General features: G+C 55.4%; 32 protein-coding genes and 1 pseudogene. 26 read left to right on the top strand and 7 right to left on the bottom strand.

Going from position 1 to position 26,103, the window contains the following annotated elements; translation table 11 throughout:
• Nucleotides 1-32 precede the first annotated feature (32 nt).
• Nucleotides 33-281, top strand: coding sequence for a hypothetical protein (locus AB8W27_RS03785; RefSeq protein ID WP_071820315.1), 249 nt, complete (start codon nucleotides 33-35; stop codon nucleotides 279-281).
• An 846-nt stretch (nucleotides 282-1,127) separates the two neighbouring features.
• Here AB8W27_RS03785 and AB8W27_RS03790 read toward each other — a convergent pair.
• Together AB8W27_RS03790 and AB8W27_RS03795 are read right to left on the bottom strand one after the other, a co-directional pair.
• Nucleotides 1,128-1,454, bottom strand: coding sequence for a hypothetical protein (locus AB8W27_RS03790; protein WP_015742384.1), 327 nt, complete (start codon nucleotides 1,452-1,454; stop codon nucleotides 1,128-1,130).
• A gap of 210 nt (nucleotides 1,455-1,664) precedes the next feature.
• Nucleotides 1,665-2,345 carry a S24 family peptidase gene (locus AB8W27_RS03795; protein ID WP_041923892.1) on the bottom strand — a complete coding sequence of 227 codons (681 nt, stop codon included), beginning with the start codon at nucleotides 2,343-2,345 and terminating at the stop codon, nucleotides 1,665-1,667.
• Between the two features lie 399 nt (nucleotides 2,346-2,744).
• Between AB8W27_RS03795 and AB8W27_RS03800 the strand changes: the two genes are divergently transcribed.
• The 24 genes and pseudogenes from AB8W27_RS03800 (at nucleotide 2,745) to AB8W27_RS03915 (ending at nucleotide 18,724) form a co-directional block, all read left to right on the top strand.
• The gene (locus tag AB8W27_RS03800) at nucleotides 2,745-2,945 is read left to right on the top strand and encodes a hypothetical protein (RefSeq protein WP_015742381.1); all 201 of its coding nucleotides are present in this window, start codon (nucleotides 2,745-2,747) and stop codon (nucleotides 2,943-2,945) included.
• Nucleotides 2,946-2,983: 38 nt separating this feature from the next.
• Complete coding sequence (locus AB8W27_RS03805) at nucleotides 2,984-3,292, top strand: hypothetical protein (protein WP_015742380.1); 309 nt, start codon at nucleotides 2,984-2,986, stop codon at nucleotides 3,290-3,292.
• Nucleotides 3,279-3,761 carry a lysozyme gene (locus AB8W27_RS03810; protein ID WP_369832996.1) on the top strand — a complete coding sequence of 161 codons (483 nt, stop codon included), beginning with the start codon at nucleotides 3,279-3,281 and terminating at the stop codon, nucleotides 3,759-3,761. Before AB8W27_RS03805 ends, AB8W27_RS03810 begins: the two co-directional genes overlap by 14 nt.
• Nucleotides 3,743-4,123, top strand: a pseudogene (locus AB8W27_RS03815) (lysis system i-spanin subunit Rz); the annotation flags it as partial. The gene AB8W27_RS03810 and the pseudogene AB8W27_RS03815, both read left to right, overlap by 19 nt.
• Nucleotides 4,062-4,214 (top strand): hypothetical protein, encoded by a 153-nt coding sequence (locus AB8W27_RS03820; protein ID WP_282913973.1) that lies wholly within the window; start codon nucleotides 4,062-4,064, stop codon nucleotides 4,212-4,214. The pseudogene AB8W27_RS03815 and the gene AB8W27_RS03820, both read left to right, overlap by 62 nt.
• Nucleotides 4,211-4,744, top strand: a complete 534-nt coding sequence (locus AB8W27_RS03825; protein WP_015742377.1) for a hypothetical protein — start codon at nucleotides 4,211-4,213, stop codon at nucleotides 4,742-4,744. Before AB8W27_RS03820 ends, AB8W27_RS03825 begins: the two co-directional genes overlap by 4 nt.
• A 4-nt stretch (nucleotides 4,745-4,748) precedes the next feature.
• Nucleotides 4,749-6,230 (top strand): DUF3383 domain-containing protein, encoded by a 1,482-nt coding sequence (locus AB8W27_RS03830; protein WP_015742376.1) that lies wholly within the window; start codon nucleotides 4,749-4,751, stop codon nucleotides 6,228-6,230.
• Nucleotides 6,231-6,239: 9 nt separating this feature from the next.
• Nucleotides 6,240-6,680 carry a phage protein gene (locus AB8W27_RS03835; protein WP_015742375.1) on the top strand — a complete coding sequence of 147 codons (441 nt, stop codon included), beginning with the start codon at nucleotides 6,240-6,242 and terminating at the stop codon, nucleotides 6,678-6,680.
• Between the two features lie 3 nt (nucleotides 6,681-6,683).
• Nucleotides 6,684-7,103, top strand: a complete 420-nt coding sequence (locus tag AB8W27_RS03840) for a phage tail assembly chaperone (protein WP_015742374.1) — start codon at nucleotides 6,684-6,686, stop codon at nucleotides 7,101-7,103.
• Nucleotides 7,104-7,114: 11 nt separating this feature from the next.
• On the top strand, nucleotides 7,115-7,282 hold the full coding sequence (locus AB8W27_RS03845) for a hypothetical protein (RefSeq protein WP_015742373.1): 168 nt from the start codon (nucleotides 7,115-7,117) through the stop codon (nucleotides 7,280-7,282).
• Nucleotides 7,282-8,973, top strand: a complete 1,692-nt coding sequence (locus AB8W27_RS03850; RefSeq protein WP_049787159.1) for a hypothetical protein — start codon at nucleotides 7,282-7,284, stop codon at nucleotides 8,971-8,973. The genes AB8W27_RS03845 and AB8W27_RS03850 overlap by 1 nt, the downstream gene beginning before the upstream one ends.
• Nucleotides 8,973-9,536 (top strand): phage baseplate protein, encoded by a 564-nt coding sequence (locus tag AB8W27_RS03855; RefSeq protein WP_015742371.1) that lies wholly within the window; start codon nucleotides 8,973-8,975, stop codon nucleotides 9,534-9,536. The genes AB8W27_RS03850 and AB8W27_RS03855 overlap by 1 nt, the downstream gene beginning before the upstream one ends.
• A complete protein-coding gene (locus AB8W27_RS03860) occupies nucleotides 9,537-9,839 on the top strand; it encodes a hypothetical protein (RefSeq protein ID WP_015742370.1) in 303 nt (100 codons plus the stop codon). It begins immediately after the preceding gene.
• Nucleotides 9,836-10,822, top strand: coding sequence for a hypothetical protein (locus AB8W27_RS03865; protein ID WP_015742369.1), 987 nt, complete (start codon nucleotides 9,836-9,838; stop codon nucleotides 10,820-10,822). The genes AB8W27_RS03860 and AB8W27_RS03865 overlap by 4 nt, the downstream gene beginning before the upstream one ends.
• Nucleotides 10,823-10,894: 72 nt before the next feature.
• On the top strand, nucleotides 10,895-11,650 hold the full coding sequence (locus tag AB8W27_RS03870) for a Gp138 family membrane-puncturing spike protein (RefSeq protein WP_015742368.1): 756 nt from the start codon (nucleotides 10,895-10,897) through the stop codon (nucleotides 11,648-11,650).
• Nucleotides 11,647-12,000 carry a hypothetical protein gene (locus AB8W27_RS03875; protein WP_015742367.1) on the top strand — a complete coding sequence of 118 codons (354 nt, stop codon included), beginning with the start codon at nucleotides 11,647-11,649 and terminating at the stop codon, nucleotides 11,998-12,000. The genes AB8W27_RS03870 and AB8W27_RS03875 overlap by 4 nt, the downstream gene beginning before the upstream one ends.
• The gene (locus tag AB8W27_RS03880; protein ID WP_041923891.1) at nucleotides 12,000-13,199 is read left to right on the top strand and encodes a baseplate J/gp47 family protein; all 1,200 of its coding nucleotides are present in this window, start codon (nucleotides 12,000-12,002) and stop codon (nucleotides 13,197-13,199) included. Before AB8W27_RS03875 ends, AB8W27_RS03880 begins: the two co-directional genes overlap by 1 nt.
• Nucleotides 13,196-13,861 (top strand): DUF2612 domain-containing protein, encoded by a 666-nt coding sequence (locus AB8W27_RS03885; RefSeq protein WP_015742365.1) that lies wholly within the window; start codon nucleotides 13,196-13,198, stop codon nucleotides 13,859-13,861. Before AB8W27_RS03880 ends, AB8W27_RS03885 begins: the two co-directional genes overlap by 4 nt.
• On the top strand, nucleotides 13,861-14,544 hold the full coding sequence (locus tag AB8W27_RS03890) for a hypothetical protein (RefSeq protein ID WP_015742364.1): 684 nt from the start codon (nucleotides 13,861-13,863) through the stop codon (nucleotides 14,542-14,544). The genes AB8W27_RS03885 and AB8W27_RS03890 overlap by 1 nt, the downstream gene beginning before the upstream one ends.
• Nucleotides 14,531-14,728, top strand: coding sequence for a hypothetical protein (locus tag AB8W27_RS03895; RefSeq protein ID WP_071820314.1), 198 nt, complete (start codon nucleotides 14,531-14,533; stop codon nucleotides 14,726-14,728). Before AB8W27_RS03890 ends, AB8W27_RS03895 begins: the two co-directional genes overlap by 14 nt.
• A gap of 199 nt (nucleotides 14,729-14,927) precedes the next feature.
• Nucleotides 14,928-15,548: a LysE family translocator gene (locus AB8W27_RS03900; RefSeq protein WP_007763859.1), complete on the top strand. Its 621-nt coding sequence runs from the start codon at nucleotides 14,928-14,930 to the stop codon at nucleotides 15,546-15,548.
• 122 nt (nucleotides 15,549-15,670) lie between these two features.
• The gene (locus tag AB8W27_RS03905) at nucleotides 15,671-16,330 is read left to right on the top strand and encodes a helix-turn-helix domain-containing protein (RefSeq protein ID WP_015742362.1); all 660 of its coding nucleotides are present in this window, start codon (nucleotides 15,671-15,673) and stop codon (nucleotides 16,328-16,330) included.
• Nucleotides 16,331-16,478: 148 nt separating this feature from the next.
• On the top strand, nucleotides 16,479-17,657 hold the full coding sequence (locus AB8W27_RS03910) for an acetyl-CoA C-acetyltransferase (RefSeq protein ID WP_041923890.1): 1,179 nt from the start codon (nucleotides 16,479-16,481) through the stop codon (nucleotides 17,655-17,657).
• A gap of 386 nt (nucleotides 17,658-18,043) precedes the next feature.
• A complete protein-coding gene (locus tag AB8W27_RS03915) occupies nucleotides 18,044-18,724 on the top strand; it encodes an oligogalacturonate-specific porin KdgM family protein (protein ID WP_015742358.1) in 681 nt (226 codons plus the stop codon).
• Between the two features lie 258 nt (nucleotides 18,725-18,982).
• Here the strand turns inward: AB8W27_RS03915 and AB8W27_RS03920 are convergent, their stop codons facing one another.
• The gene (locus AB8W27_RS03920; protein WP_015742357.1) at nucleotides 18,983-20,161 is read right to left on the bottom strand and encodes an oligogalacturonate lyase family protein; all 1,179 of its coding nucleotides are present in this window, start codon (nucleotides 20,159-20,161) and stop codon (nucleotides 18,983-18,985) included.
• A gap of 607 nt (nucleotides 20,162-20,768) precedes the next feature.
• Between AB8W27_RS03920 and kduD the strand changes: the two genes are divergently transcribed.
• Nucleotides 20,769-21,530, top strand: coding sequence for a 2-dehydro-3-deoxy-D-gluconate 5-dehydrogenase KduD (kduD, locus tag AB8W27_RS03925; RefSeq protein WP_041923889.1), 762 nt, complete (start codon nucleotides 20,769-20,771; stop codon nucleotides 21,528-21,530).
• A 188-nt stretch (nucleotides 21,531-21,718) separates the two neighbouring features.
• Here kduD and AB8W27_RS03930 read toward each other — a convergent pair whose 3' ends face one another.
• The 4 genes from AB8W27_RS03930 to AB8W27_RS03945 are packed head-to-tail and all read right to left on the bottom strand — an operon-like array spanning nucleotide 21,719 to nucleotide 25,959.
• Nucleotides 21,719-23,008, bottom strand: coding sequence for an ABC transporter substrate-binding protein (locus tag AB8W27_RS03930; protein ID WP_041923888.1), 1,290 nt, complete (start codon nucleotides 23,006-23,008; stop codon nucleotides 21,719-21,721).
• A 13-nt stretch (nucleotides 23,009-23,021) separates the two neighbouring features.
• Complete coding sequence (locus AB8W27_RS03935) at nucleotides 23,022-24,149, bottom strand: ABC transporter ATP-binding protein (RefSeq protein ID WP_015742354.1); 1,128 nt, start codon at nucleotides 24,147-24,149, stop codon at nucleotides 23,022-23,024.
• 12 nt (nucleotides 24,150-24,161) lie between these two features.
• Nucleotides 24,162-25,076 (bottom strand): carbohydrate ABC transporter permease, encoded by a 915-nt coding sequence (locus AB8W27_RS03940; protein WP_007763840.1) that lies wholly within the window; start codon nucleotides 25,074-25,076, stop codon nucleotides 24,162-24,164.
• Nucleotides 25,069-25,959, bottom strand: coding sequence for a carbohydrate ABC transporter permease (locus tag AB8W27_RS03945; RefSeq protein WP_007700813.1), 891 nt, complete (start codon nucleotides 25,957-25,959; stop codon nucleotides 25,069-25,071). Before AB8W27_RS03945 ends, AB8W27_RS03940 begins: the two co-directional genes overlap by 8 nt.
• Nucleotides 25,960-26,103: the final 144 nt, after the last annotated feature.

Consider the following 26,103-nt stretch of genomic DNA (forward strand, 5'->3'; position numbering starts at 1 on the left):
GGCGACAGAGATTCAACCAGGGAGATGCACACATGAGTAAACACATTTTGATCTGCTTTTTCGCGCTATTTGCTGTTTCCGCCAGTGCTGCAAAGGGTGCCGATGGCGGAAATGGTTCGGATGGCGGCAGTACCAATCATTCATCGGGGCGCGCAGGATGTCCCGGAGGAACGGATCCTGATGAGAACGGCAATTTTTATCTTCCGGGAACTAAAGAGGAATGCAATCCAGGCTCGCAAGATGCAGCAAAAACGGATAATCCGCTCTTGCTGCCGCGGTAATTCCGGGCTCCGATTCTGAGAGGGATAAGGTCAACCTGCGCTGTCCACTTGATCTATTTTCAGACGTAACAGCGTCAGGCAATCCTCCCTCAATTTCCCATCTGGTTGCATTTTCAGTCCAGATTAACTCAATAAATTTCTCATCCCGCCAGGTAATTGTTATGTTTGCTTTTACGGGTTCCGGTTGCGGGCTGGTCTGATAATAGTAACACTTTGAAAGTGTTGGATTCGAAAGATCACAGTGAAGGTCGTGTTTCCCAAACGGTTGAGCATTGGCAGAGATAATAAGAACGTTGTCGGCAAGCCTCCCGGTTCCCTGGTAACTCAATTTCGTATCAATTCCATTAACGTAGAATATTCCAGCTATAAAGCCTCTCCTTTTGGCGTTGAACCGCTGAGAATAAACAATCTGATGTCAATAAACGACCCTCTGGCGACGCTTTCCCGCGAGGCGCTTTTTATCGTGCGGAAAATGCCCCGGTTTTTGCCCTGTGCGGCACGCTTCAGGGGCTGAATCAATTGAAGCCCTACCTTATTTGTTAGTTCCAGGTAAATGTATGGCTTGTCAAAAATAGTGAGCGTACGTTATTGGCATTTTTAACGAATACACATTTGAAAACGTTGCCATTCCACCTGCAAATTTTGCTGCAATATGTCTGACCTTTTTCTGGGCTGTAAGATAACGAAAGCGCTGGAGCAGGAAGATTATGCTTTGCCCGCTCCAGAATACCCTCAGGTTATCGCTCTACGTTCAGACGATTATCGATGAAGAATGTGGTAGCACCGCCTCTTAACAACGCCTGAAAAGCCTTTAGCCATTTCTGTACTCATTAAAACGGAGCTGTGTCAAACCAGCGGCCGGCTGAAACGCTGGCGTTTTTCATGCGCTCTGCCTGTGCTCGTCCCGGACGTTCGCCTGACCTTACGCTGCGATTCGACGGACGATGGTTGGCTGCGCATTTCGCGCAAAGTGGGCAGGCGAGTCGCTTTATCTATCCGGTTTACCGGTTGCCGCGCCGTGGTATACGCCAGTGGCGGCTGTATTGCGCCAAAAATCTCATCCATGATCCTTTCCATCGTTTCTTTTTCCTGCGCCGCCAGACGACGTCGCTGATGCCTGCGTGCCCGTGCGTTATCTGCATTCACGCTTGCGCCAAAATGAATCTCTGCCATTCAACCCTCCTTTTTGAATTACAGGCGCGTTATGCGCCGATTTACTGTATATATATTCAGTAAATATAGATAAGGCGATTACCGGTTTCAATCGTAAAAGCGATGATATATTGCAGATAAAGTGATTGACACCCGACTGGCGCGGGTTGATGGCGTAATCAGAGCGATGGAGAGCACCGAAGAAAAAAGGGTCTCCGGCGTGAGCAGGGGTTAGCCGTGAAATTTATACGCGCGGGACTGGCTCACCAGCACTTTAGCGCGAATATTTAGCCCTGACTCATCAATATCTGTGATGTACCAGGTTTCATATTTTTTGTTATCCGAGATAACCGCCAGACGCTTATGCTGAAGCTGTAAGCGTTTGATATAAACATAATTATCCAGCGTAAAGATATAGATTCCGTCACCGTCGAAAAAATCGACGCTTACGTCGACAAAGATCTGATCGCGTGGCTCAAAGGTGCCTGACATCGAATCGCCATTCACGGCAATCATCTTAATGTGGTCAGCCGGACGGCTGCCGAACAACGAGCGAGCCTCTTCTGAAGAATACTCAATCGACTTAATCGTCTCGATAAACTCGTCACGAATCATCACGCCGCTACCCGCGCTGGCACGGACATCAAACACTTCCACGCGATAAACATCAGCACCCGATGCGGCGGCGCTTTTGCGCTCTGTCGTAAGCGGACGCATCAGGCCTTGCCCATCAGCGAGCCACTCGGGGCTAACGCCCAGTATCCTCGCCAGCGCGACAGTGTTACGCGAGCCGTTCGCCCCATTGAGCAGTTTATTGACGCTACTTTGCGCCATGCCGACAGCCTTCGCCAGCGCGCCTTGTGTATACCCTGCGTCGGCCATCGCTTTCGCAAGGCGCTCGGAAAAATTCATTGTCAGATCCTCGTGGCTTCTGACTTCAGTGTATCGCCTGAGCGATTTTTTGACAATCAATAGAAAAAGCGATTGCAAATCGATAAAGCGATTGATAGAGTGAATTTGTCGCTGCGAAAGAGCGTTTATAAAGCCTCTTCAACACGACACCGCTCTTTAACAATCCGGGCCGCCGACAACGCGGTATTAAACGTGGCTGAGAAGCCATACGCCTGATTTCACACACGATGAATCTGGCGTAAATACCCGCTACGGGCTGCCCGGAGTGTTCCTCCCCCTGCCGCCTTTTATCGGGTTTTCCGAAGGCGCAGGTTTCACTTTTCCCCTCGCTTTCGGTTGAGTGGCGCGTCTGCGCCTTCAAATCACCAGCACGCCCGGCAAAGGGCGCAAGGGGGACACATGCGTAAAACGTGGTTTTATTACCATGATCTGACCAGCCAGCAGGCTGATGACCTTATTTCTTTATACCACGCGCGGCGGGTAGAAACCGTCCGGCAGCTGAGCGCCGACTACCTGCACTGGGTGGTCGCGGTGCTGCTTCCCGAAACCCGTCGGGCTCCCCAGGTTGACAACCGCTACCAGCACCGAATGTGGCTGTAGCGATCTCTTATCTTTTCTTCCCATGAAGGGAGGCATTAATGAATCCAGGAGAAGGGCACGCCCTGACGTATGGGTGGAGCGTGCTGCTCGGCTTTTTCTCTGTGCTTTCGCTTCAGGACTACGTTTTCACTCTGGGGGCTGCGCTCTCTGCTTTTTTCACTATTAAGACCTATAACGCCAGACGCCGGGCACAACAGGCGCGGCTGGCGGAGGAGCGTAAACGAACCGCGCTCCTGAGGCAGTATCTGAAAAGCGCAGCGCAGCCCCTGGCGGCGGATCGCCGGGCGATAGCTTCCATCTTTAACGAGGGCGCAGAGCGCACGGAGGATCGCGATGAAAATGCCTGAAGCGCTTCGCAAGGCGTTGATTGCTGCCTCGGTTGGCGGGCCAGTGGCGATAGCCAGCGCATTTATTGAGCAGCAAGAGGGCGTGTCGCTTACGCCTTATCGGGACCCGGTGGGCATTCCGACGATCTGCGCCGGTATAACAAGTGTGGATGTCATCACCGGCAAAACCTACAGCGAGCGTGAATGTAGGGTACTACTGGCAAAGCATATGCAGCCTGCTGTCGAGGCGGTAAACCGCGGGGTTCGGGTAACGCTTAACGATTACCAGAAAGCCGCGCTCTATTCGTTTACGTACAACGTCGGCGTCAGCGCATTTCGTCGTTCCACGCTGCTTGCGAAACTTAATCGTCACGATCTGACCGGCGCCTGCGACGAGCTGCGCCGCTGGACCTGGGCGGGAGGGCGCCAGTGGCAGGGGCTTATCACGCGTCGGGAAATGGAGCGGCAGCTATGTTATGGCGCGCCCTGACGAGTCGGCTGTTTCCCTGGTTTACGCTCCTGGCGCTGGTGGGAAGTTTGCTGCTTGCCTTACATCATGCCCGCAGCGAGCTAATACAGTCCCGCGTCGCGCTTTCTCTTGCGCAACGCCAGCTTTCACACACTCAGCAGAGCCTGCGTCAGACGGCGCAGCTCGATACTCGCTACACCAGAGAACTTAACCATGCCCGGGAAACGATTGATACGCTTGAGCGCGATGTGGCTGTTGGTCGTCAGCGGCTGCGCCTCAACGCCACCTGCCTGCGTGCCTCCGGCGCCGCCACCCGCGTGGATGATGGCGCCAGCCCCCGACTTACTGACGCCGCTGAACGGGATTATTTCCGTCTCAGAACCGCCATCGCCGTCGTCACGCGCCAGCTCGGCGGCCTTCAGGAGTATGTCAGGCGGGAATGCCCGGTTACCTCACAAAAGGAGCAGTAAGTGAGCAATGATACCACTGCTGCGGGATGGTTGACGCCCACCGGCTCGCCGCCCGCCTGGGAGAGCACGCTTAATCGGGAACTGACGCGATGGATCGCGGGCGTCAGCGGCCTGTCAGAGGCGGCGGTAACGCCGTTATGGCAAGACACCGCTGCGCTTGCAGACACGCCAGGCTGCGCCTTCGGCATTACGGAGATCCACGCCGCGCCGCCATATTGGGCGCCACTCAATGCCGATGACGATCTGCTTACCGTCAGTGAGCAGCTTCAGGTGCAGTGTCTTTTTTCAGGCGCAGGCGCGCCCGCCTTCGCCACGCAGTTTCGCGACGGTCTGGCGGTCACGCAGAATCAGGATGAGCTTAACCGGTCGGGGCTCGCGGTCTGCGCGTGTACGCCCGTCATTTGTGTTCCTGAGCTTATCGATAACCACTGGCATCGGCGTTACCGGATTACGGTCACCCTGAGCCGCATTTATACCCGCACGTATCACATCAAATCCCTGGCGACCGCTCCGGTCGCTTTCTTTGGAGAATAAAACTATGTCACAGGGTTTACCTGTTTCTGACATCGTCAATGTGACGGTGAGCATGGCCGCGCGCGCGGCACAGACCCGCAGCTTCGGCGCGCTTCTGGTTGTCGGCGCGAGCGACGTTATCGACAGCGGTGAGCGTCTGCGCGCCTATTCCGATATCAGCGGCGTGAGTGCCGATTTTGGTCTGGAGACGCCGGAATATCAGGCCGCCAGCCTCTACTTCCAGCAGGCGCCGCGCCCGACGCGTCTGTGGATCGGCCGCTGGCTGAAAACCGCCGCCGCTGCCCGGTTGCGTGGCGCTATCCTGACGCCAGAGCAACAAACGCTGGCGCGTTTTACCGCGATCTCGGCTGGTGGCATGACGCTGACGGTGGATGGTAAAGACAAAACGCTTAGCAGTATCGATCTTACGAAAGAAACTACGCTGTCCGGCGTTGCCGCACGTATTCAGCAGGCGCTGACCGGCGCGGTTATTCGCTGGGACCCCAGCGCAGGTCGCTTTGTTATGGCTTCAACCACTACGGGTGAAAGCAGCGCCGTTGGCTTTGCCAAAGCGCCCGCGACCGGCAACGATCTTGCCGTACTTCTTGGGCTTAGCGAAAGCGCAGGCGCCACGATAGTGGCAGGCCAGAACAACGAAACGCTGGCGCAGTGTGTCAGCACGCTGGCCGCGCGTTCCGGCGACTGGTACGGCCTGGTGGCCGCAGATACCGACGTGACATCTGAAGACGTACTGGCAGTGGCGGACGTGATCGAGACGGATTCCGTCTCGCGTATTTTCGGACACACGATTGCCGACACCCGTGTACTGGATGCCGCAAGCCAGGCCGATCTGGCCTCGAAGCTTAAAGCCGCAAAGTTCGCCCGGACATTTATCCAGTACTCCAGCAGTAAACCGTTCGCGGCCGCCTCTCTGTTTGGTCGCGTCTTTACGGTTAATTTCAACGGCAATAACACGGCCATTACGCTGAAATTCAAACAGGAACCGGGCATTACGGCCGAGAATCTGTCGCAGAACGCGGCCAGCGCGCTGCGCAGTAAAAACTGCAACGTCTTTGTTAACTACAACAATGACACCGCCATCATTCAGGAAGGCGTAATGAGCAACGGCGATTTCATCGACGAACGCCACGGCCTCGACTGGCTGCAAAACTACGTGCAGACCAACCTTTTTAACCTTCTGTACACCAGTACCACCAAAATCCCGCAGACCGACGCGGGTGTTACGCGCTTGCTGGCGAATGTCGAGCAGTCGCTGGATCAGGCGCTGTCCAGTGGGCTTATCGCACCGGGTGTCTGGAATGGCGGCGACGTCGGCGAGCTGGCCTCCGGCGATACCCTGACTAAAGGCTATTACGTCTACGCCGCGCCGGTCGCCGACCAGGCGCCGTCGGAACGTGAAGCGCGCAAAGCCCCGGTCATTCAGGTGGGCTGCAAACTGGCGGGTGCGGTGCACTACGCCGATGTCCTGATTAACGTCGTTCGCTAAGGAGCCATTATGTCTGGTTATTCATTTCTTGATGTCACTGCAACGCTTGCCGGCCCGACCGGCGTTATTGATCTCGGTAGCGGTTCTTCCGTCGCGGAAGAGGGGATCACGGTCACCATGACCGGCGCGAAAAACACCATGACCGAAGGTGCCGATGGCGAGGTCATGCACAGCCTGCGCCCAGGTAAAAGCGGCACGATTAGCGTCAAACTGCTGAAAACGTCGCCTGCCAATAAAAAGTTGTCGCTGGCGTATAACGCACAGACGCAATCCTCAACGCTCTGGGGCAACAACGTCATCGTTATTCGTAATGCCGCTTCCGGTGATATTACCACCGCGCGTTCTGTCGCCTTTCAGCAGATGCCGGAGTACGCGAATGCCAAAGACGCGGGCGTGGTCGAGTGGAAATTTGATTGCGGCAAAATCGATCAGGTGCTGGGGGAGTTTTAAGCCATGGAAATCACGATTAAAGGCGCGAATTACCGTATCGCTAAGCTCAGCGTTTTCGACCAGTTGAGAGTCTCCCGCAAACTGCTCCCGGTGCTCGCTGGCATGGCGGCGGATTTTCGCGACGTCCAGTCATCGGCTGCTGGCGAAGGCGCGCTGTTTACCGCGCTACTGCCGAAGATAGCCGAAGCCGTCAGCGCGCTGAGTGATGAAGACTGCAACGCCATACTTCACCCCTGTCTCGCAGCGGTGTCGCGCGACCATATGAAAGCCTGGGTACCGGTGTTCCGACAGGGCGAGCTGGCGTTTGACGATATTTGCCTGATGACGCTGCTGCAACTGGCGGCCCGGGTGGTGGCCGATTCGCTGGGAAATTTTTTGCAAGAACTCCCCGGCGCGCCGACGCCCGGGGCTGCTGCGGCGTAACGCTGGATATCTTGCCAGGCGGGGAGGAATTCATTCTCCGCCCGGCGGAGGCCTTCCGAATCGCCTGGAGCGATCTGAAATCCGGCGCGGTGGATCTGTGCGATATCGCGCTGATGAACGACTGGCTGGATTTGAAAGCGGATAACCAGGCGCGCCTCGAACGCTGGAGGGAAAATTAATGGCCACAGAACTGGCGCACGCCAATACCGATGTCGCTGCCCGCCTTGATGAGACGGGCCTGCGAAACATAGGTCAGGTAGCGACGGACGTGGCGGCGGGCATGCGCAGGTTAAGCCTTGCCGTCGCGCCCGCCATCGCGAACGTACTGACTTTTACGACACAGACGGCGCGGGGGCTGGATGAGCTCTGGCGCGCCAGCCAGCGCAGCGGCGCTTCCGCTGAAGGAATAAGCGCGCTGGGCTATGCGTTTCAGCAGACAGGCGTGGATGCCGGAAATGTCCAGGCATCGCTCGAAAACGTCGGCAAACTGATGCAAAACGCAACCGGGGCGGGCGGGTTGTTGGGCTCACTCGGTATTAACGCGCGCGACGCGCAGGGCAATCTGCGCGATACCGTAGAGGTTTTCGACGCGCTCAGCCAGAAGCTGGCCGCGCTACCGCTGGATAAGGCGCAAAAGCTTTCAAAAGCGCTGGGTATCGACGGCGACACGTTGAACGCCATGCGACAGGGGTTTAGCGGCTATCTGCAGGATTATCGCAAAATGGCTTCGCAGGTGGGGTTCGACGCAGGTGCCTCTGCCCCGGCCGGACACCGCTATATGACGGCGGTTAATGGCCTGACAACCGTGCAGAATATCGTGACCCAAAAGGTTGGCGGAGATCTCGCGGCAGGTCTTGCCGGGCCGCTTGAAAAACTGCTCGGCAAAGTGATGGATAACCTGCCGCAAATCATGACGCTGACGGGCAAGGCGGCCGATGGGATCGTTATCGCGCTGGATAAGCTCATTACCATCGTCGGTAATGTGCTGGACGCGGTGGGCGGCATTATCACCCTCTGGGGTCAGCTCGATTCACAAAGCCAGATAGTGATAAGCGTGCTCGGCGGGTTGCTGACGGCGTGGCGTGTACTTAACGCAGGCTTTCTCGCCACACCACTTGGTATGATCCTTGGGCTTGTCAGCGCGCTGGCGCTGCTCTGGGATGACTATCAGAAATGGAAAAGTGGCGGCGACAGCTTGATTGACTGGTCGACATGGGCGCCGGGCATACAGGACGCGCTGAAAGGCATCGGCAGCCTGAAAATGGATTTTCAGTTCCTCACCGACAAAATCGTGGCGCTAGGCACCGCGCTGGGGAAGGCGTTTTCCGCCTTCATGCAGTTTCTTAATATCGACACGTCAACATTCAACGCGAAATGGCTTTTCGATCAGATCATTGAAGGCGTGCGCAGCAGTATTCGCACGCTGGGATCGCTGCTGGATGCGCTCACGAAAGTGACACAGGGCGATTTTTCCGGCGCGTGGGAATCGCTCCAGGAGGCGGCGGTAGCCTTTGCTCAGCATCCGGTGATGCAGTTGCAGCAAAAAGCCGTCTACGCGCTGATGAATAAGGGGCTTGAGGCCTCGCGCTGGCTGTCCGGCAAACTGGAGCCAGACGAGATGCCATTCGGCGTCTGGGACCTTGAGCAGAAGCAGCAGACGATGGGCTCTCCGCTACTCATGGACTGGGCAGCGCTTCCATCCGGCAACGGCTCAGGTGCGTTAACGCGCGAGGGCGCGAACCTTAACCAGACGACGCATATCAACGTCTACGGCACAGGCGACGCAGCCCGACTCGGCGAAGAAGTCGCCCGTCAGATGAATGATGTTAACGGCCGCCTGGTTCAGACCCTGTCAACGGGGGTGCGCTAATGGATTTTCTCTCAACGTTACTTCGCAACAATCAACGGCGTATTGGCGTGCTGGTTCCGGATGTGGTTATTTCGGAAACCCATAAAGATACGCTTAACGTCACCACCCACCCCGTCGAGTTCGGCGCGGCAATTGCCGATCACGCCTGGCGCTCTCCCGCGACGCTGACCATGAAATGCGGTTTCGGCAGCGGCGGCGCGCTGCTGGATTTCGCCAGCGACGCTACGGCGTGGCACCAGTCTGGCAAAAGCCCTCAGGAGATCTACCAGGCGCTGCGGGATCTGCTCGATCCACCTGCGCTGCTGGATGTCGTCACCGGTAAGCGCATCTACCAGAACATGCTGCTGACCGGTATTGATGTAGCGACCGATGCCACCACCGAATATGTCCTCTCCTGCACGCTGACCCTGACCGAGGTGATCATTTCGCACCGGGAAAATGTGCAGGTGGCGACAAAGTCGCAAATGAAAACAGGCGTTTCGACAACAGGGGTGAGCAACAACGGCGTTAAATCGACGGTGCCGGTCAGCGCTGGCCGCCTGAATGCGGCGACAGGAGGCTAGATGGGGAACTATGAAATTCCGCTTACGCCTGATAACCAGCACTTTTCCATCGACCTTAACGGTTCGACGTACCAGTTGCGGCTTATCTGGCGTGACGGCGCCTGGATTATGGACATTGAGGACACCGCCGGACAACGGCGGTTAAACGGGCTGCCGCTGTTGCCGGGCGTCGATCTCCTGGCGCAGCACAGCCACCTGGCGTTTGGCTTTGCGCTGCGTGTCGTCAGCGATGACGGCGCGCCGCCTGGCGAAAATACGCTGGGCATCACCAGTCGCCTCTATGTACTGACGGAGCCACTATGACCCGAAACTGGATGCGTTATTTTGAACTTCAACTGCTGACGGAAGAAGGACGCGGGTTGCAGCTTAACGATTTTAAAGTGGAGTTCATGGTGAGCAGTAAAGCGACGGCGGCGACGTCTGTCGCCAACGTCACTATTTACAATCTGCATCCGCATACCCGCAACCGGATCCTGCTCAGAGAGTTCAGTCAAATCAGGCTTTTTGCTGGTTATCAGGCTCACGACGACGCGCCAGGCAGTGAAATGATTTTCGCCGGTGATATTCGGTTTTCGCTGACCGGTAAAACGGCGCAGGTCGACAGTTGGGTGAAAATACAAGCGGTAAGCGGTCATCAGGCGTATCTCTACGCCACTGTAGAAAAAACGCTGGCGGCGGGGTATCGCGTCCGCGATGTGCATCAACTGGCGGCGCAGAGTTTTGGTCAATATGGCATATCGACGGGAGCGACCGGTGATATGCCTGGTATGGCGTTTCCGCGTGGCCGTACGCTGTGGCTACCGGCGCGGCAGGTCATGGAAAATGTGGCGGGGCAGTGCGACGCTTCCTGGCAACTGAGTGACGGGCAACTACGGATGGTGCCAGAGGCAAACTACGTGCATGAGGCGGTGCTGCTCAACAGCCGCACCGGGCTTATCGGCGCGGCACAGCAGACCCTGAAAGACGGTGTTGATGTGCAATGCCTGATTAACCCCAACATTCGTTTAAACGGTTTGGTGCAGCTCGATCAGGCGTCAGTACAGCGCGTCGCGTATGAAGAATCAACGCTCGGCGCAAGCAAGGGACCGCTTCGTGAAGTGGAACGCGACGGGGTCATTACGCGCGACGGCGCTTTCACTCAACCGGTCACACAGCCTGCCGCGCTTGCCGCCGACGGCGTGTATATCGTTAAGGCTATCGAGTGGCAAGGCGATACCCGTGGTCAGGACTGGTATATGAAACTGACGTGCGAGCCGCGCGGCGCGCGTGAACTGCAAAACGGCTAATACCTCCCAGCACATTTCTCCTTTCTTCTTTTTCTCGCCGTTCGCCTGCGGGCGGCGGCACCTGGAGTCTTTATGCCTGTTTCAACAGAAGCGCGGCTTGGCGGCCAGCAGGAGTTTGCCGCCGCGCTGGCGCATTATATCAGCGCCGGGCTGCGCGTGGCGCTGCCCGGCATTATTCAGTCTTTTAACCCGCAGGCGGTAACCTGCGTGGTGCAGCCCGCTATCCGCGGCAAACGCAGCGACGACGATGGCAGCGAGCGTAGCGTGAAGCTGCCGCTGCTGGTGGATGTACCAGTGGTGTTTCCTCGCGGCGGCGGCTGCACGCTGACGTTTCCGGTCGCAGCCGGCGATGAATGCCTGGTGATATTCGCCGACCGCTGTATCGATTTCTGGTGGCAGAGCGGCGACGTTCAGGAACCCGTCGACCCGCGTATGCACGATCTTTCCGATGCGTTCGCGCTGGTGGGGCCGATGTCGCAACAGCGAAAAATCAGCAATATCAGCGTTAGTGCGACGCAGCTACGTACTGATGACGGCGCGGCGGTCATTGAACTGGCCGTGGGGCATGACATCTCGCTGCGCACGCCCGGCAGGCTTACCGCCAGCGCGCAGGGCGGCACCGTGATTACGTCACCTTCTATCATCCTCAACGGCAACGTCACTATTAACGGCAGCCTGACCCAGGGGATGGGCGATAACGGCGGCGGCGCGACGTTGAAAGGGCCGATGAGCGTGCAGACCGATGTCAAAGCCGCAGGCATTAGCCTTGTCAGCCATACGCACCCAGGGGTGCAGTCGGGCGGCAGCAACACGGGGAGAGCACAATGAGATACCGACGTGAAGATAATGAAGGTGATTACACCTTCGGACGGGGCGAAAACACCTGGCTTGTGAGTTCGCCGGAAGCCGTCGCCCAGGCGGTGAAAACCCGCTTTGAACTCTGGTCCGGCGAGTGGTTCCTCGATACCACACAAGGCACGCCCTGGCGTCAGAATGTGCTCGGGAAACAGAAACCGGAGATTTATCAGCTCGCCATTCAGGCGCGCATTCTGGAAACACCCGGCGTGAAAACGCTCCTTTCTTTTAACTCGACGGTGGATACCGCCACGCGGCGCGTTTCATTCTTCGCCGAAATCGACACCGTCTACGGCACCACTACACTGACCGCGGAGGCGTAATGCCGCTTAATATCGATACGCTGGGGCTGGCCATGCAGGTCACCCCGGAGGGCCCGGTCGCGCCTGATTATCAGACCATCCTGTCGACTCTTACTGGCTATTTTCGCCAGATTTACGGCGAAGATGCTTATCTTGAGCCAGACAGTAAAGACGGCCAACTGGTCGCACTCCTCTCGCTCGCCATTCACGATGACAACAACGCAGCGCTTGCTGTTTATAACGCCTTCTCGCCCACGACCGCCATGGGGGAGGGGCTCTCGTCCCGTGTCAAAATCAACGGCATTCGCCGCCATGGCGCGACACATTCCACGGTGGACGTGCTGATAACCGGCGAGCCGGGAACGATTATCGGGACGGGCTTGATTCGCGATGTCAACGGCACGCAGTGGGCGCTGGCGCAAACAATCACGATTCCAGTGAGCGGGAACGGCCTGTTTACAGCCACCTGTACCGAGTCAGGGCCCGTCGCCGCCCTGGCGGGCACAGTCAGTCAGATAGCCACACCCACGCGGGGTTGGATGTCAGTGACGAATCCGCAGGCAGCCGTTGTTGGCGTCGCTGCCGAAACGGATGCGCAACTGCGTAAAAGACAAACCCAAAGCGTGGCGCTGTCATCACTGACGCCGTTCGATGCGCTCGACGGCGCTATCGCCAATATTCATGGCGTGAGTCGCCATAAGCTGTATGAAAACGACGCCGGAGATCCTGACGCCAACGGCCTGCCGCCGCACGCGATTTGCGCCATTGTCGAAGGCGGCGATATCAATGACATTGCCCAGGTGATCCGGGGCAAAAAAGGACAGGGCGTGGCGACTGCAGGCACGCTGGCGGTAAACGTGGCAGATCTTTATGGCTATCCGCACGTTATTCGCTTTTCCCGCCCCACGCTTATTTCCGTGCAGGTCAATATCCGCCTCAAGGCGTTTATGGGGTACACCACGGAAATCGGCGCGCAGATCAAAGCGGCCGTGGCGGGGTACATCAATTCACTCTCCATTGGTGATGACGTGCTGTTAAGCCGCGTTTACTCACCAGCCAACCTTGGCGTGGTGAGCGGTGGAAATGCGCGTTACTACGATATCGCCGCTCTGACGTTAGGCCGCACGACCAACACGCTCGCGGCGGCCAATATTGATATCGCTTATGACGAGGCGGCGTATTGCACACCTGACAACATCACCATAGTGGCCACGACATGAGTAAATACACTGAACTTATCACTAATTATCACGCCACGAAGCCGCGTTTTTTCGACAGCGTCGATCTCGCCACCCGCCACTTTGTGGATTCCGCCGCAACGGTGCAGGGGCTGGTTGAGGCATTTGATATCGACAGCGCGACGGGCGTCCAGCTCGACATTCTCGGCCAGTGGATTGGCCGCTCCCGCTACGTGAAAGAGCCTATCAAGGATATCTATTTCAGTTGGGATGATGACGGACCGGGCTATGACCGCGGCGTCTGGCAAGGGCCGTTCGATCCGGACGACGGATTTACGGCGCTCAGTGACGACACTTACCGCGTGATCCTGCGCGCCAAAATCGCCATCAATCAGTGGGACGGTCAGAACGATTCGCTACCCGCTATTCTGGATGCCGCAACGGCGGAGTCAGGGCTGGGCATGCAGATTATCGACCATCAGGACATGACTGTGTCGATGCTGATTTTCCCGGAAACCTCGCTGGAAAGCGTTTCGCTTGAGCTTATCGCTGCAATCCGGATGGGGTACTTAACGGTAAAAGCCGCTGGCGTCTGGTCTGGCGATATTCTCGTGCCGTCCGTCGGGACGCGCTTCTTTGGATTTGATATGGACAACCAATACATCGTCGGCTTTGACGATGGAGCATGGGGGAAAAACCTGTAATGGCTAAAAATGATTTTAAACCGTTCGCCACGGGCGCGGGCGCAAACGTGACGTCTCAGGCGAACTGGGAAATGTTGCCAGCCCTGAGCCAGGGCTTCACCAGCGGTAAAGCCGCTTCTGCTCAGGTCAACAAAGCCATCCGGCAGTCGTCGTTTATCGCCTCCGCGCTGGCGCAATTTGTCGCTGACCAGACCGGTGCCGACGTACTCGACAACGGTAATATTCCTGACTTTCAGGCATTACTGAAACAGGGGCTGGCGAAGCAATATCTCTCACGTCAGAACCCATTCGGCGATATTAAGAGTGACGGCACCGCCGCGCAGGCAAAAGCGCTGGAAAATCTGGGGTTGGGGAACGCAAGCTATGTGGTGAACAGAGGCTCGAATGCCAATGGCTCATGGATTATATGGTCTGATGGGGCAATAGAGGTGATGGGGGCGTGGGTTACATTAGTCAATGGACTCGCTACGGTTATTTATCCCATTGAATTAAAAAATGTGAGTCGTTTTATTTCCGTAGCCGAGAGATTCTCAACGGATGGCGCGATTACTACCAAGATTCATACGTCAAGTATATTAGATGACACGGTAACCAGGAGTGGTTTTAAAGCTCGCTGTCAGAATTCAGATGGTACTCCTTCTGCAAGTTCATTTTCATGGAGAGTTTATTGTGCGCCTGTTTAATCCTATTACTTTAACCGAGGTTATCCCGGGAATACATGAAGTTAGCGGAGCAGTGGAGTTGCCTGAAACTCACTGGTTTTTTAAAACGCTACAAATCCCAGAAGGTAGCCAACTCACTGTTAATGATAATGGTGAGCCGATATTAGTCAGTGTTGATAACACTGAAAATTTACAAGCTAATTAACACTCAAAGCCGTCGAATATCGGCGGCTTTAATTTTATTATTGTATTCTGCTTATCCATCCCTCGACTCCTTTCTTAAAGATACCTAATTTAATCACAAATCTTGCAATCATCTCACTTTACCATTCCCCTGCGTAACTAAACTCACGATTGCCGGGCCTGTTTTTCTTCTATAAGATTTTTCTTTTCGGAGGATAAACATGTCGGTCACTGATGCACTGCTTGCGTATACCCTTGCGGCTACGCTGTTAACCCTGACGCCAGGGCTGGATACGGCGCTGATTTTACGGACTGCGGCGGCGGATGGGGGTAAAAAAGCCTTTCAGGCGGCGCTCGGCATTGATGCTGGCTGTTTTGTCTGGGGCGCGCTGGTGGCGTTTGGTCTGGGGGCGCTGTTTGCCGTGTCCGAAATGGCCTATTCCATCCTGAAATGGTGCGGCGCAGGGTATCTCTGCTGGCTCGGCATTCAGCTTCTTTTGCGTCCGCGTACTACGTTTGATACTCGTCAGGGCGATGAAACGCGCGCCAGCAACAGCTTTTTGCGCGGTATGCTGGGCAATGTGCTGAACCCAAAAATGGGCGTGTTTTATGTCTCCTTCCTGCCGCAGTTTATTCCGACGGGGCATTCGCCGATGGTCTGGACGTTTCTGCTGGTCGCCATCCATGCGCTCATCGGCACCCTCTGGTCGCTGACGCTGATTGTCGCCACCCGTTATGCCTCTGGGGTGCTGAAAAAACCCGGCGTGGTGAAATGGATGGATCGCGTCACGGGCAGCGTGTTCCTGCTGTTCGCCGCAAAACTGGCATTAAGTAAACGCTGACAGGGCATCAACGCCAGAGTAGTTAAGTGCCATGCGGCGCAAATAAGGTCTTTCTGTAATGGTTTTATTAACGCGACGTCTCATTATGAAAAAATGGGGCGGCGCGCAGCAAAGTTTTTACTATGCTGATCGTAACGTTATCTCTGGTGCGTGCTATCAGCATGGAAACTTATCCGCTCCCCGAACGGCCCGAAGAGGCCATCAGTCATCTTATTAATGCCCTGAAAAATAGCGGCGAGCTGCGCCATTTCGCCAGCGGCGCGCATATTCCCGTGCAGCCCGATAATATTTTTGTCATAGAGCAGGGCGCCCTGTCGATGCACCGCGTCATGGACAGTCTGACGATGATTGAATCGACACGTCCTCAGCTGCTTGGCATTACGTACAATAATCAGTTTACTCGCCATTTTACGATTAAAGCCGAATCCGCCTGCGAGGCGCGAATGGTGGCGCGCAGCGAGTTTGAAGCCATTATCGAGGCCCGTCAGCTCTGGCGCGAGCTGCTACTGGTCGTCTCCTGGTACTACGACGTGCTGTACTGGAAAAGTTATCATTTCATGGGGCGGCAGTCCTATACGCTTATCCGCAACTGCTTAATAGAGCTGGAAGCGAAGAAGGAGCCGGAGCGTGACGAGATTAACGCCTGCGATTTTATTCGCGGTAAAACGAATCTTTCTCAGAGCTATATTCTCAAGGTGTTTAGCGATTTGAGAAAGGGAGGTTATATCGATATTTCCCGCGGGCGTCTTAAATCCATCAATAAACTCCCTGAACGTTATTAACCCGTCTTTCTGTTTTCCCGATCTGTGCCGACACCCGTTGGCGTGCGGCGCAGATTCCTTGTGATACCCCTCACCAATTTTTAAACATTCACGAAATGATTTTATAACAAGCGGCTACTATGTCCCGGTTCACTTCCCGGAGATAACAATGAAAGATGTGGTAATTGTGGGGGCCGCACGCACGCCCATTGGCTGCTTTCAGGGGCAGCTCGCGCGTCGCTCGGCGGTGGAGCTCGGCGCTGTGGTTATTGAGGCGCTGCTGGCGCGCACCGGGCTTAATCCGCAGGATGTCGATGAAGTGATCCTGGGTCAGGTGCTGACGGCGGGCGCAGGCCAGAACCCGGCGCGGCAGACTGCGCTGAACAGCGGCCTGCCGTGGTCCGTGTCGGCGATTACCATTAACGATGTGTGTGGCTCCGGGCTGAAGGCGCTTCATCTGGCGACGCAGGCGATTCAGTGCGGCGAGGCGGATGTGGTGATCGCCGGCGGCCAGGAGAACATGAGCCGCGCCCCGCATGTGCTGACGGAAGGGCGCAGCAGCGCGCCTGCTGACAGTCATATTATCGACAGCCTGGTGCATGACGGGCTGTGGGATGCGTTTAACGATTACCATATGGGCGTCACCGCGGAAAACCTGGCGCGTGAATATAACATCAGCCGTGAACATCAGGACGCATATGCGCTCGCGTCTCAGCATAAAGCGCGCGCGGCCGTCGACAGCGGGCGGTTTCGTGACGAGATCGTGCCGGTGGTGATTGAGCAGAGGCAGGGCGCGCCACTGGTGGTGGATACCGACGAGCAGCCGCGCGCCGACACCAGCGCGGAAGGGCTGGCGCGTCTGTCGCCTGCCTTTGACAGGCTCGGGAGCGTCACGGCAGGTAACGCGTCGTCAATCAATGACGGCGCGGCGGCGGTGCTGATGATGAGCGCCAGCAAGGCGCAGGAGATGGGGCTGCCGGTGCTGGCGCGTATTCGCGCCTTCGCAAGTGTTGGCGTCGATCCGGCTCTGATGGGCATCGCGCCCGTGTATGCTACTCGCCGCTGCCTTGAGCGTGCGGGCTGGCAGCTTAATGATGTCGATCTTATCGAAGCGAACGAGGCGTTCGCGGCGCAGACGCTGTCGGTCGGTAAACTGCTGGAGTGGGACGAGCGCAAAGTTAACGTCAACGGCGGCGCGATTGCGCTCGGGCATCCTATTGGCGCGTCCGGCTGCCGGATCCTGGTCTCGCTGGTGCATGAAATGGTGAAACGCGAGGCCCGTAAAGGGCTTGCCACGCTTTGCATCGGCGGCGGGCAGGGCGTGGCGCTGGCGATAGAGCGCGATTAGCCCTTCATTGCTTTTCCTTTCTTTCCTCTTCATTTATGAGCGCGTTGCCGGGTAATCCCGTCACGCGCCTTTGCTTTTGCTGCTAATAATCCCTTAATATGGATTATATCCAGTTCATCTATTTCCTGGTTTACTATTTCTTGATTTGAGTTAATTCTCATGGCGATGCTGAAAATAAGCGCGTTATTACGTTTTTGCAAAAATTAAACTGTGATTCAAAACATCATTTTCAGGCCTCTGGATGGTTTTTTATTGAGCTGAATCACGCGATTTGTTTTCGTTATTTTTGAAACAGGGTATTACGATCCGGATCACTAAAATAATATTACCTAAAAAATAAAATGCAGTTTCATAAAAACGAAACGCCATTTTATTAGGGGTATTCTATGTTTAAGAAAGCACTGGCATTGGCTGTCCTCTGTGGGTCCTCATTCGCGTCACAAGCAGTTACCGTGGATTTACGTCACGAGTACATTGACAGCGGCACTAACGCCGATCGCGTTGCCGTTTCACATCGTTTTGATAATGGTTTCGGTTTTTCCGTTGAGGCGAAATGGAAAACCGGCGGCGACGATCAGTCGCGTCCGTTTAATGAAGTGGTCGGTAACGGCCATGAAGATCAGATTAGCTGGCGCTGGAAAGCGACCGACGCCATCGCCATTACCCCGGCGTTTACCATCGAAAGCGTTGACAGTAAAACGATTTATAAGCCCAACATCCATGTGCAGTACAGCTTTGAGAATGGTTTCTATGTCGCGGCCCGCTATCGTTACGAATATACCCGCGTGCCGGAAGGCAAAGATGATGACGATAAAGTTAACCGCGGCGACGCCTGGGTGGGCTTTGCGCTGGGCGACTGGCGTACCGAGCTGAATTACGTATACGCGCAGAGCGAAGAAGGCTTCACCCGTAATAACGGTAAAAAGTATTCCAACGAATATAACGCCAAACTGGCTTATAAAATTGATAAAAACTGGTCGCCATATTTTGAAGTGGGAAATATTGGCGTAAAAGAAACCGATGAGCGCCAGACCCGTTTACGTGTCGGCGTGGCATATAGCTTCTGATAATACCTTACCCTCACTCTGCCCCCGCGACGGCGGGGGCGTAATTCCTGTTCTGCTGTTTCCTGATAGCGTGCTCCTGAGAATAAGCACACCGCCCATGCAGGGGCGGTTTTTTTATGCCCTGTGAAAATTATTGCCGATGTTTTTTCTGCGCTTATTCTTATCCACGAAATAACGGTCACGGTAAATGCGGCGCGGCAATAAAAAAGCCCTCCAGGAGAGGAGGGCAAGGCCAGTGACGGAAACAGGACTTTTTTATTATGACACTCGCAGCATTTCACGGTGTTCGGGCAGTTTTGCAAGATAGACCGCCGGTTTGCCGTCTTTATCGGTGCTGAAAAGAATGGCGTTGCCGTCCGGGCTGAAGGAGGGGTGCGGATGCGTGACCTGACGACTACCGGCAAAGGTCTCCCAGGAGGTATCGTGACGCGCCGCGCGGTAATAGGATTTCTGGGCGACATCAAACACATACAGGTAAGGATCGTTATCAATGGTATAGCCGCCGGTGTCTTTCACATCTACCGGCGTGCCGGAACCGTCGCCCACCAGCAACGTACCGTCGAAATTACTCATCAGGTGCGAGCAGGCCGGTATCGGCATCAGTTCTTCATTCACGCCGCTGTCCGGCAGGTAGCGATAAATGGTGCGGCCCTGTTTGCCTTTGAGATAAGAGACATAGACCAGTGCGGAGCCGTCCGGCACCCAGAATTCATGCGTACAGCTTTCGCCCTCGGCATGGTCTTTCACCTTACGCACGTTGCTGCCGTCTTCGTTCACCATCCACATACGGGCGTCGACCAGATCGTGCGGCCCTTCGTGACAGAACGCGACGGTATTATCGTCGAACGGACGATAAATCGGGTGCCCCAGCCAGATTTTCTCTTCATGAATGGTTTCGCTCGCGCCGGTTTGTAAATCAACGCGAAGCAGGCGGCAGTGCGGCCCTTTATGGAAGAAATCATGGAAGATTTTCCAGTCGCTCAGCGGCACATAGTCGCTTTTGGCGATTTCGATCCCGACCAGTTTGGTGCAGTCGCTGTTGGCGACCCAGGTACCGTAGCCGACCCACTCTTCCGGCACGCGGTAGACGTCGCGCTCGGCAAGCGTGGTGAGGTTGACTTCACGCAGTACGCGATCGTTTTTCACGTAATAGAGGTACTTGTCGTCCGGCGACAGGAAGCCGCCAAAGGTGTTGTCGCCCGCGCCTTCGGTGAGCTGTACCGCCTCGGCCTGTTCAAGGTTCAACAGGTAATAGTTCCAGTGCCCGTCAAATTCGCCGGCAAACAGCAGGTGGCTGCCATCGTTAAAAAAGCATTTCTGATAGAAATAGTTGCGGTGACAGGTCACTTCCGGTGGGGTTAAACGGGTTACTTCCGCTCCGGTATCTGGATCGATGCTCACCTGATACTGAAGTTTCACCCGCATGCCTTTGGCCATACTGTGCTCCTTACGTTGCCGGCTGGCGTTCGCTGATTAAATTTCGAAAACAGAATTATAAATTATCAAAACAGTGTTTCATTGTGTGTGACTGTGGGCGCATTTCTGCTCAACCTTTTCAAAAAAAAGACCATTTCTGGACAATTTGAGCCCTGATGCCACGGTTTCCCGGCATCTAAAAAATGTCGTACAGGATTTATTTGATCGCTGTTGTTGGTTTTTATCTTTTTGATTTTGAAATACTAATTTAGAGAGGTGTGAACAAGCGTCTCCACATGCCTTCAGCCAAACGTGACCAGAATATCAATTCTGGTAAGACTTACCCATAAAAATGAAACAATGTTTTATTTATAATTGAAAACGTGTTTCGCTAAGTTTAAGATGAGTTATATCTTGAAAACGAAACGCTGTTTTGCTGTTTGAAGTGTTTTTTTATGTTTTTTTTAACGCGTGGTCATCGTGAGATGGCGTAAAACGACCCGTGCCGGGCATCGGTGCTGGGCGTTTTATGACATCGAAATCAGGTGGTTAAGAGAGGACATAAGCAGCGGACAGTCTTATCACGGTCACGCCTGTCGCAGGCAGGCTCGATTACAAGGAAACACACATGATTCTGGATGCATTTTCTCTTGAGGGTAAAGTCGCGATCGTAACTGGCTGCGATACCGGTCTTGGTCAGGGTATGGCGCAGGGCCTCGCGGAAGCGGGCTGCGATATCGTGGGTATTAATATTGTCGAGCCGACGGAAACCATTGAGCGCGTAACCGCGCTGGGCCGTCGTTTTCTGAGCCTGACGGCCGATTTGCGTAAAATCGACGCTATTCCTGAGCTTATTGAACGCGCTGTCGCGGAATTCGGTCATGTCGACGTGCTGGTAAACAACGCAGGCCTGATCCGCCGTGAAGACGCGATTAACTTCAGCGAGCAGGACTGGGACGACGTGATGAACCTGAACATCAAGAGCGTGTTTTTTATGTCTCAGACCGTGGCGAAGCAGTTCATCGCCCAGGGCAACGGCGGCAAAATTATTAATATCGCCTCGATGTTGTCCTTCCAGGGCGGCATTCGCGTACCGTCTTACACCGCCTCTAAGAGCGGCGTAATGGGCATTACCCGCCTGATGGCGAACGAATGGGCGAAACACAATATCAACGTGAACGCCATCGCGCCGGGGTATATGGCGACCAATAACACCCAACAGCTGCGTGCCGACGAGCAGCGTAGCGCTGAGATCCTGGATCGTATTCCGGCGGGCCGTTGGGGCCTGCCGAGCGACCTGATGGGGCCAGTGGTGTTCCTGGCGTCCAGCGCATCGGATTACATTAACGGCTATACGGTGGCGGTCGATGGCGGCTGGCTGGCGCGTTAAGCGTGATGTGCAGGTAAAAAAAGCCTCCCATGTGGAGGCTTTTTTATTGGAGGACACGGTAGGCGCGCTGCGCTTACCTACCCTACAAAAACGCGCAACCCTTTCCGTTCGTAGGGCGGGTAAGCGTAGCGCACCCGCCGTTTACAAACCCCGCCCGTAAGGGCAGGGTAACAGCAGAAAAACCGCCCTTAACGCATCGCGCGTTTCAGGATGCGCTCCGCCTGACGCTGGAATTCCGCGGCGGCTTCTTCAACAGATTTCTGGCCATAGTCGATATACTGCAGCGCGGTGCCGAACTGCGACACGATCTGCGGATCGTCAAAATATGGCGAGATAGCAAGCGTGGTCGGCAGCGACTGCGCCAGCTTCAGACCGGACACCGACGGATCCTCGTCTTTGATCACGCCCGCTTCGGTGAGCTGCGCCACCGCGGCTTTGCTCAACGGCACGCCGCGCTCAAGGCCCAGCGCCGCCACGCCTTCTTTGCTGTTCAGCAGGAAGTTAATCAGCTGCGCGGCCTCTTTCGGGTGTTTGGTCGATTTACCGATGGAGAGCATCTGCGCCGGTTTAAAGAACAGGCCCGCATCTTTCGCGTCCGGCAGCATCGGGTACGCGCCAAGCTCCAGCTTCGCTGGCGGCTTCAGGTTATCGGAGTATTTGGTGATGGTGGAGTTCCACATATAAGTGCCTCCCCACTCGCCCTGGATCCACGGTTTCATCTCATACATGTTGCTCTTACCAAACGAGGCATAATATTTGGTGTCCGGCATCACGTGGCTGTCGATGAGCTTCTTATACATCCCAAAGAACTCAACCCACTGCTCCTTGCTGTACGCGAACTTTTTGGTTTTCTCATCCACCGCTGAAATATTGTATTTCTGCACCATGTACGAGTTGAGCAGCGCCAGCACATCCTGATGCTCCAGCACCACCGGGTAATATTGCTTGCCGAGTTTCGACTCAAACGTTTTACCCGCAGCCATCAGCGCATCCCAGGTTTTCGGGTAGTCGACGCCCGCTTTCTTCCAGGTTTCGTTGTTGTAATAGAACACGCGGGCGGTAACGGAGATCGGAATGCCGTTCAGCTTGCCGTTGACGGTAGTGGATTTCAGCTCTTTCGGGTCGAACTGGCTCAGATCGATAATCTCTTTGACCTGATTCAGGTCGTAAAAGCCGTCGCCGTTTTTCGAGAAAATCGGCAGCCAGTTCCAGTTGGTCTGCATCACGTCCGGCTCGGTGCCGCCCGCGATTTGCGTGGTAAGACGCGACAGATGGCCGTCCCAGCCAGTGTATTCCGGCTTAACGCTTATCTCCGGGTGCTGTTTGTGAAACTCCTCCAGCGCTTTCAGCGTGACCTGGTGGCGGCCATTGCCGCCCCACCAGGACATCCGCAGCTCGACGTTTTCCGCCGAATGCGATGGAAACGCGCAGAGGGCAAGGGTAGAAGCTAATGCTGTGCTAACGAGGGCTTTTTTCATTATAAGACTCCTGTCAGAGAGAGAGGTTCTGTTCTGTTTTGGCGTCAAAAAGATGACACTTATTCATGTCGAACTTAAAATACACCTTGCGGTGAAGGCCCTTATCAATCATCGGCTTAGCTTCATCGGAAGGGATGCGGCAGGTCATCTCGAAATCCGCTACCTTCAGGTAGACGAAAAATTCATGACCCATATTCTCCACGCGGACCAGCTCACCGGTGCCGCAGGGCTCGGCGTAAGGCGTATCGGAAATCGAGATATATTCCGGACGAATGCCGAAATACACTTGCTGCCCGGCGTACGCGGCCACTTTGTCCTGCTGGCGCGGCGTCAGCGCCAGGCGATCGTCGCCGATGCAAATCAGCAGTTGCCCTGCCTCTTCCACCAGTTTGCCGGGCTTGATGTTCATCTCCGGCGCGCCGATAAAACCCGCCACGAACATGTTTTTCGGGTAGTGATAAAGGTTATCCGGCGTGTCCACCTGCATAATATGACCAAGCTTCATCACGCAGATGCGGTCGCCCATGGTCATCGCTTCGGTCTGATCGTGCGTCACGTAGACCGTGGTGGCCGGTTTGCCGCTCTTTTTCAGCTGCTTATGCAAATCGGAAATACGGATACGCATCGAGGCGCGCAGTTTGGCGTCGAGGTTAGAAAGCGGCTCGTCGAACAGAAACACATCCGGCTTTTTCACAATCGCGCGGCCTACCGCCACGCGCTGCGCCTGGCCGCCGGAGAGCTGGCGCGGCAGGCGGTCGAGCAGCTCTTCCAGCTCAAGGATTTTCGCGGCTTCATCTACCTGACGGTTGATCTGATCTTTCGGCAGTTTGCTGAGCTTCAGGCCGAACGCCAGGTTCTCGCGCACCGTCATATGCGGATAGAGCGCGTAGTTCTGGAACACCATCGCGATACCGCGTTCTTTTGGCGCCAGGTTATTTACCAGCTTCTCGCCGATGCGCACTTCGCCGCCGCTGATAGTTTCCAGGCCCGCGAGCATACGCAGCGTGGTCGATTTGGCGCAGCCGGAAGGACCGACAATCACCATAAATTCACCGTCGGCGATTTTCAGGTCGATACCATGAACCGCTTTAAAGCCGTTGGAATAGACTTTTTCTAACTTATTGAAAATAACTTCAGCCATGATATTCCCCTGTTAACCTTTGATTCCGCTGCTGGCCACGCCCTGTACGAAGTAACGCTGGGCCAGGAAAAAGACGATGATGGACGGCAGAATGGAGATGCTCGCCATTGCCAGGATTTCGTTCCACGGCGCGCCTTCGGTCACGTCGATGGACATTTTGAGCGCCAGGGCTATCGGGTATTTGTCGACGCTGTAGACGTAAATCAGCGGCCCGATAAAGTCGTTCATCGACCACATAAACTGGAACAGCGCGACCGAAATCATGGCGGGCTTGAGGATCGGCACCACCACATACCACAGCACCTGGAAGGAGTTGCAGCCGTCGATTTGCGCCGCTTCTTCCATGTCACGCGGCACGCCGCGCAGGAACTGAATCAGCATAAAGACGAAGAATCCCTGGGTGGCAAAGGCCATCGGCAGCCAGAGCGGCAGATAGCTGTTGAGCATCCCCATTTCGCGGAACATCAGGTACTGCGGGATCAAGAGTACGGTGCTCGGCAGCAACATGGTGGCGATAAGCGTGGCGAACCAGAATTTCTTCCACGGGATCTCAAAGCGCGCGAAACCGTACGCCACGATGGTGGAGGAGATAACCGTCAGCACCACTTTCGGGATCACGTACTTGAAGGTGTTCATCATGTAGTGGCCGAAGTTGTATTCGGTGCCGGTTTTCCAGCCGTTAATAAAGCCATCCCAGGTCGCATGCGTCGGCCACAGGCCGAGCGTGGTGAAAATCTCATGGTTGGGCTTAAACGACGCCGAGAACATCCACGCCAGCGGGTAGAGCATCAACAGGCCGACGAACAGCAAAATCACGTAACGCACGACGCGGCTGACTTTTTCGCGCCGCAGCGTGCGCGCCACTTCACGGTCGCCCGCGCTCATGGCCGGACGGGGAGCCAGTTGCCCCTGTTGGATATCAGCCATTTTTGCCTCCCTTATCGGCAGAGTAGAAGACCCAGTATTTCGAGGATTTAAAGGCGATAGAGGCGAAGAGCGCCACGACCAGGAACAGCACCCACGCGAGCGCCGCGCCGTAACCCATATCGAAATATTTAAAGGCGGTGTCGTAGATATAGAGCGAGAAGAGATAGGTGTAATACGTCGGGCCGCCGCCGGTAATCACGTACGGGCCGGTAAACTCCTGGAACGCCTGGGTGGTCTGCATGATGAAGTTAAAGAAAATGACCGGCGTAATCAGCGGCACCGTCACCTTGATAAACATCTGCCACTTCGACGCGCCGTCAATCATCGCCGCTTCATACTGCGATTGCGGCACGTTTTGCAGCGCGGCCAGGAAAATCACCATCGCGGAACCAAACTGCCAGACGCGCAGCAGCGTGACGGACATCAGCGCCAGCGACGGCTCGCCAAGCCAGTTCACCGGGTCCAGTCCAAACACGCCGATAAAGCTGTTCAGCAGGCCGTCGATGGCGAACAGCGCGCGCCATAACACGGCGATAGCCACAGAGCTGCCGAGAATCGACGGAATGTAATAGGCGGTGCGGAAAAAGCCGATGCCGCGCAGTTTAAAATTGAGAACAAACGCGATACCGAGCGCAAACGCGAGCTTTAACGGGATGGTAAGGAAAACGTAGGCGAACGTAACGCCCATCGATTTCCAGAAAAGATCGTCATCCATCAGCATATAGCGGTAATTTTCAATACCGTTAAACACCGGCGGATTCATCAAGTCGTACTCGGTAAAGCTGAGCGCGAAAGAGGAAACAAAAGGGAAGGCTGTAAAGACTATCAACCCAATGATATAGGGTGATATCCAGGCCAGACCCAGAAGCTTGTTTTCATTCATACATACCTACCTGGCATTCAAGGGTTCATTAATCGGATCGGATTTCGCGTGCAGTAAACCGCGACAGCGAACGGGCCAGGCCCGGAATCGCGTGGCCGGGCGGCCTTGCCATCGCTATGCAAATAATGTCTTGCCAAGAAAACA

The organism is Cronobacter turicensis (assembly GCF_041222865.1).
Classification (GTDB): domain Bacteria; phylum Pseudomonadota; class Gammaproteobacteria; order Enterobacterales; family Enterobacteriaceae; genus Cronobacter; species Cronobacter turicensis.

What these genes read in the sequence shown, in the direction of transcription:
- AB8W27_RS03850 (WP_049787159.1), top strand. Translation starts at nt 7,282, where the DNA reads ATGGCCACAGAACTGGCGCACGCCAATACCGATGTCGCTGCCCGCCTT.
- AB8W27_RS03935 (WP_015742354.1), bottom strand. Translation starts at nt 24,149, where the DNA reads ATGGCTGAAGTTATTTTCAATAAGTTAGAAAAAGTCTATTCCAACGGC.
- AB8W27_RS03910 (WP_041923890.1), top strand. Translation starts at nt 16,479, where the DNA reads ATGAAAGATGTGGTAATTGTGGGGGCCGCACGCACGCCCATTGGCTGC.
- AB8W27_RS03860 (WP_015742370.1), top strand. Translation starts at nt 9,537, where the DNA reads ATGGGGAACTATGAAATTCCGCTTACGCCTGATAACCAGCACTTTTCC.
- AB8W27_RS03865 (WP_015742369.1), top strand. Translation starts at nt 9,836, where the DNA reads ATGACCCGAAACTGGATGCGTTATTTTGAACTTCAACTGCTGACGGAA.
- AB8W27_RS03830 (WP_015742376.1), top strand. Translation starts at nt 4,749, where the DNA reads ATGTCACAGGGTTTACCTGTTTCTGACATCGTCAATGTGACGGTGAGC.
- AB8W27_RS03880 (WP_041923891.1), top strand. Translation starts at nt 12,000, where the DNA reads ATGCCGCTTAATATCGATACGCTGGGGCTGGCCATGCAGGTCACCCCG.
- AB8W27_RS03900 (WP_007763859.1), top strand. Translation starts at nt 14,928, where the DNA reads ATGTCGGTCACTGATGCACTGCTTGCGTATACCCTTGCGGCTACGCTG.
- AB8W27_RS03835 (WP_015742375.1), top strand. Translation starts at nt 6,240, where the DNA reads ATGTCTGGTTATTCATTTCTTGATGTCACTGCAACGCTTGCCGGCCCG.
- AB8W27_RS03945 (WP_007700813.1), bottom strand. Translation starts at nt 25,959, where the DNA reads ATGAATGAAAACAAGCTTCTGGGTCTGGCCTGGATATCACCCTATATC.
- AB8W27_RS03810 (WP_369832996.1), top strand. Translation starts at nt 3,279, where the DNA reads ATGAAAATGCCTGAAGCGCTTCGCAAGGCGTTGATTGCTGCCTCGGTT.
- AB8W27_RS03915 (WP_015742358.1), top strand. Translation starts at nt 18,044, where the DNA reads ATGTTTAAGAAAGCACTGGCATTGGCTGTCCTCTGTGGGTCCTCATTC.
- AB8W27_RS03785 (WP_071820315.1), top strand. Translation starts at nt 33, where the DNA reads ATGAGTAAACACATTTTGATCTGCTTTTTCGCGCTATTTGCTGTTTCC.
- AB8W27_RS03905 (WP_015742362.1), top strand. Translation starts at nt 15,671, where the DNA reads ATGCTGATCGTAACGTTATCTCTGGTGCGTGCTATCAGCATGGAAACT.
- AB8W27_RS03840 (WP_015742374.1), top strand. Translation starts at nt 6,684, where the DNA reads ATGGAAATCACGATTAAAGGCGCGAATTACCGTATCGCTAAGCTCAGC.
- AB8W27_RS03800 (WP_015742381.1), top strand. Translation starts at nt 2,745, where the DNA reads ATGCGTAAAACGTGGTTTTATTACCATGATCTGACCAGCCAGCAGGCT.
- AB8W27_RS03890 (WP_015742364.1), top strand. Translation starts at nt 13,861, where the DNA reads ATGGCTAAAAATGATTTTAAACCGTTCGCCACGGGCGCGGGCGCAAAC.
- AB8W27_RS03790 (WP_015742384.1), bottom strand. Translation starts at nt 1,454, where the DNA reads ATGGCAGAGATTCATTTTGGCGCAAGCGTGAATGCAGATAACGCACGG.
- AB8W27_RS03870 (WP_015742368.1), top strand. Translation starts at nt 10,895, where the DNA reads ATGCCTGTTTCAACAGAAGCGCGGCTTGGCGGCCAGCAGGAGTTTGCC.
- AB8W27_RS03855 (WP_015742371.1), top strand. Translation starts at nt 8,973, where the DNA reads ATGGATTTTCTCTCAACGTTACTTCGCAACAATCAACGGCGTATTGGC.
- AB8W27_RS03805 (WP_015742380.1), top strand. Translation starts at nt 2,984, where the DNA reads ATGAATCCAGGAGAAGGGCACGCCCTGACGTATGGGTGGAGCGTGCTG.
- AB8W27_RS03930 (WP_041923888.1), bottom strand. Translation starts at nt 23,008, where the DNA reads ATGAAAAAAGCCCTCGTTAGCACAGCATTAGCTTCTACCCTTGCCCTC.
- AB8W27_RS03875 (WP_015742367.1), top strand. Translation starts at nt 11,647, where the DNA reads ATGAGATACCGACGTGAAGATAATGAAGGTGATTACACCTTCGGACGG.
- kduD (WP_041923889.1), top strand. Translation starts at nt 20,769, where the DNA reads ATGATTCTGGATGCATTTTCTCTTGAGGGTAAAGTCGCGATCGTAACT.
- AB8W27_RS03820 (WP_282913973.1), top strand. Translation starts at nt 4,062, where the DNA reads ATGATGGCGCCAGCCCCCGACTTACTGACGCCGCTGAACGGGATTATT.
- AB8W27_RS03885 (WP_015742365.1), top strand. Translation starts at nt 13,196, where the DNA reads ATGAGTAAATACACTGAACTTATCACTAATTATCACGCCACGAAGCCG.
- AB8W27_RS03940 (WP_007763840.1), bottom strand. Translation starts at nt 25,076, where the DNA reads ATGGCTGATATCCAACAGGGGCAACTGGCTCCCCGTCCGGCCATGAGC.
- AB8W27_RS03920 (WP_015742357.1), bottom strand. Translation starts at nt 20,161, where the DNA reads ATGGCCAAAGGCATGCGGGTGAAACTTCAGTATCAGGTGAGCATCGAT.
- AB8W27_RS03795 (WP_041923892.1), bottom strand. Translation starts at nt 2,345, where the DNA reads ATGAATTTTTCCGAGCGCCTTGCGAAAGCGATGGCCGACGCAGGGTAT.